Origin of the sequence: Streptomyces sp., assembly GCF_035563135.1 — a bacterium.
In the GTDB taxonomy this organism is placed as follows: Bacteria; Actinomycetota; Actinomycetes; order Streptomycetales; family Streptomycetaceae; genus Streptomyces.
Map to the genome: position 1 here is coordinate 1 of NZ_DATMVN010000371.1, position 2,313 is coordinate 2,313.

3 protein-coding genes are annotated in these 2,313 nt (G+C 74.6%); all 3 read left to right on the forward strand.

Annotated elements, in window-relative coordinates; translation table 11 throughout:
- A partial coding sequence (locus VN520_RS16045) for a zinc-binding dehydrogenase (RefSeq protein WP_325747599.1) occupies positions 1-368 on the forward strand: 368 nt, incomplete at its 5' end.
- Positions 365-1,270: a PfkB family carbohydrate kinase gene (locus tag VN520_RS16050; protein ID WP_325747600.1), complete on the forward strand. Its 906-nt coding sequence runs from the start codon at positions 365-367 to the stop codon at positions 1,268-1,270. The genes VN520_RS16045 and VN520_RS16050, both read left to right, overlap by 4 nt.
- A 652-nt stretch (positions 1,271-1,922) precedes the next feature.
- On the forward strand, positions 1,923-2,313 hold a 391-nt coding region (locus VN520_RS16055; protein WP_325747601.1), incomplete at its 3' end, for a DUF6221 family protein.

The window sequence follows — 2,313 nt, forward strand, 5'->3', positions numbered from 1 at the left end:
CGGCCGCGTCGGCCGACGAACTCGACCGCCCCCAGGGCTGGGACCTGGTCATCGACGCCACCGGCAACGCGGCGGCGATCCAGGACGGCCTGGACCGGGTCGCCAAGGCCGGCACCTTCCTCCAGTTCGGCGTCGCCGACTACGCGACCCGGGTCCAGATCGACCCGTACCGCATCTACAACCAGGAGATCACCATCACCGGCTCGATGGCCGTGCTGCACAGCTACGAACGCGCCGCCGCGCTCTTCGCCACCGGAGTCCTCGACCCCGCCGTCTTCATCAGCGACCGGCTGCCGCTCGAGCAGTACCCGCAGGCCATCGACCGCTTCAAGGCGGGCATCGGCCGCAAGATCGTGGTGGAGCCGTGACGGGCGGACCCGGCGCCGTCCTCGTACTCGGTGAGGCCCTCATCGACCTCGTACCCGTGGGCGGGGACGGCGGTGTACGGGCCGCCCAGTTCGGCGGGGCCCCTGCCAACGTCGCCGTCGGGCTGGCCAGGCTCGGCACCCCCGTGTCGTTCGCCGGGGGTCTGGGCGGCGACGGTTTCGCCCGCACGATCGAGGACCGGCTGAGCGCGGCCGGGGCCGACCTCACGCTCTGCGAACGCTCCGGCCTGCCCACCGCGCTGGCCGTCGCGGAACCGGGAGCCGGGGGGACGGGCTACCACTTCCACCTCCAGGACACGGCGACGTTCCGGCTGCCGGACCTCTCCGCGCGCACCACCGGTTTCGGAGCCGTGTACGTCGGCGGCCTCGCGGCCGTCGTCGAGCCGGCGGCGTCGGCCGTAAGGGCGACCGCCCGCGCGGCCTCGGAGCACTCCCTCCTCGTGGTGGACCCCAACGTCCGCCAGGACCGCACGCTGGGCACGGACCACGGCGCGGCGGCGCTTCGGGAACTGTGCGGACTCGCGCATGTCGTGAAGGCCAGCGACGAGGACCTGGAGCGGCTGTGGCCGGGGGCCGGCCCCGAGGAGACGTGCCGCGAGCTGGCGGCCGGCGGACGGCTGGTGGTCCTCACCCGGGGGGCGAGGGGCAGCACGGCGTACACGGCGACCGCGCCTCCCGTGTCCGTGGCGGCCGTGCCGGTGGAGGTGGTCAACACGATCGGCGCGGGGGACGCGTTCGCCGCGGGCCTGCTGAGCCGGATGGGCGCCCTCGGCGCCTTCACGGCGGCTCCCGGGCCGGAGGAGGTGCGGGACATGCTGGCCTACGCCTCCGAGGCCGCCGCCTCGGTGTGCGCGCAAGCGGGCACGGAGCCCTCCGTGGCGTAGAGGGCGCGCCGGCCGTGGGACACGCGCACCCGCGGGCGGGTGCGCGTTCCGGCTGTGTGACCTGGAGCCCCGAAGGCAGCCGAAGCCCTGCGGACCGCCGGGGGCGCTCGCCCGGGCGGTGGTGAGCACCGGCGACGCCGCCGAGGGGTACGCGGGCGGGGCCCCGTGCTCCCGATGCCGGGCCGCCTCCTCATGCGGGTGCCCGCAGGGCTCCCCGGGCCCGTGCTGCGTCCCTGCTGCGTCTCTGGCGGCGGATGCAGGTGAACCGGCCCCTCCCTCCCGGACCGCTCCACGCGCCCGTACCGGTCCGCCTTCGTGGACCGCACGGCGGCCGCGTGCCGGGCACTTCGAGCGGGACACGGGCGGCGGAGCCGTCACCGTGGACGACCGCACGCGCGAGAGATCCTGGGCCATGCGCCGACGGACGCACCGGTGCGTTCCACGGCGCGCCGCTCATGGCCCCCGCAAGGGCCCGTCCCGCTGATTCCCGCCGGTCACAGCCGTGTGCGGTGTCCGTCATCCGAAACGCGCCCGGTGCGGACTGCGCCCGCGGCGCGTCGGTGAGGCATCCTCTGCTGGTCGGGCAGAACGGGCCCGTGGCGGTGAGTGGATCATCCGCCGCGGTCTGTGACGGAGAAGGATTCGAAACCAGATGGCAGACAACACGGACCTGTTGGCCTTCGTGCGGGCGCGCCTCGCCGAGGAGGAGGACATCGCGCGGGAAGCGGGTGGTGACGGCTGGCGGACCCCGGCCGAGGCGCCCGGTGAGGTGCACGACCGGACGAGCGGTATCGCGTTCGTCGTACGGTCACGGGGTTACGACCGGCACATCGCCTTCCAGGACCCGGCGCGCGCCCTGCGCCGCATCGAGACCACCAGGGTCCTCCTGGACGAGTACGAGGAGATCGCGGTCCTGGACACCGACCGCCCGGCGCAGGACTTCACCTCGGGCCGAGCCGTCGGGCTGGGGTTCGTCGTCCGGCAGATGGCCGCCGAGCACGCCGGCCACCCCGGTTACCGGGTGAAGTGGCTGCCGAGGTTCT